This window comes from Stenotrophomonas sp. STEN083 (assembly GCF_056759195.1).
On the sequence record NZ_JBRRCU010000121.1, the window covers coordinates 1 to 740 of the forward strand.

Consider the following 740-nt stretch of genomic DNA (forward strand, 5'->3'; position numbering starts at 1 on the left):
CCCGGCAAGGTGGCCTTGGTCGCGGTTATGAGAAAGATGCTGGTCATCCTCAATGCTCGTAAACGAGATGCGGAGGCCGCTATGGCCTCCGGCTGACAAGACAGTTGCTACAAATGCTGCCTTGAATCACTGACGGACCTTCTTGATTGCAGGCTTCAGGCTGCAGTGATGTGGAGTCCTGGATTGCGGCTGGGGCGCTTTTCGCTGTCCAACAACATCTACTCAATCACCACGGTGACGGCCGGGCGAATGCCGCTGTTTGCGAATCGCGAGAACGCTGAACAGGCGATCGAAGCGCTCATTGCGAACTTGCCGGCATTGCCCACAGCCTTGCCCGGGTAGTGATGCCCGATCACCTGCATTGGCTGCTGCAGCTTCAATCCGGATCGCTCGGCGCCTGCCTGCAGCGCATGAAATCGCGCTCAGCGAGGGCCATCGGCGACGCAGGATCAATTTGGCAAACCGGCTATCACGATCACGATTACGCAATCAGGCGAGATGAGCCGCTGCGAGGCGTTGCCAATTACCTGCTGCATAACTCGGTGCAGGCGGGCCTATGCGAGCGACCACAGGACTATCCATATGCGTGGTGCAGGTGGGGCTGGCAGCTGTGATGTTGCGTGGCGCCGGGATTGCACATGTAGTGCCGAGCCATGCTCGGCAGGGGCGTTGCCGGGAATGCAAAATGCCGAGCATGGCTCGGCACTCCAGGTGAAGCGTTCGGGATTGGCGGGAATGCA

Annotated in this window: 2 protein-coding genes; one reads left to right on the forward strand and one right to left on the reverse strand. The window is 59.5% G+C overall.

Annotated elements, in window-relative coordinates; all coding sequences use genetic code 11:
• Positions 1–218 precede the first annotated feature (218 nt).
• Positions 219–380: a hypothetical protein gene (locus tag ACVOK8_RS19145; RefSeq protein ID WP_481568200.1), complete on the reverse strand. Its 162-nt coding sequence runs from the start codon at positions 378–380 to the stop codon at positions 219–221.
• On the opposite strand from ACVOK8_RS19145, the gene ACVOK8_RS19150 reads away from it, so the two are divergent.
• Entirely contained in the window at positions 345–614 is a 270-nt protein-coding gene (locus ACVOK8_RS19150) for a transposase (RefSeq protein WP_481568199.1), read from the forward strand. The two genes, ACVOK8_RS19145 and ACVOK8_RS19150, sit on opposite strands and share 36 nt — an antisense overlap.
• The last annotated feature ends 126 nt before the right edge of the window (positions 615–740 follow it).

What these genes read in the sequence shown, in the direction of transcription:
- ACVOK8_RS19150 (WP_481568199.1), top strand. Translation starts at nt 345, where the DNA reads ATGCCCGATCACCTGCATTGGCTGCTGCAGCTTCAATCCGGATCGCTC.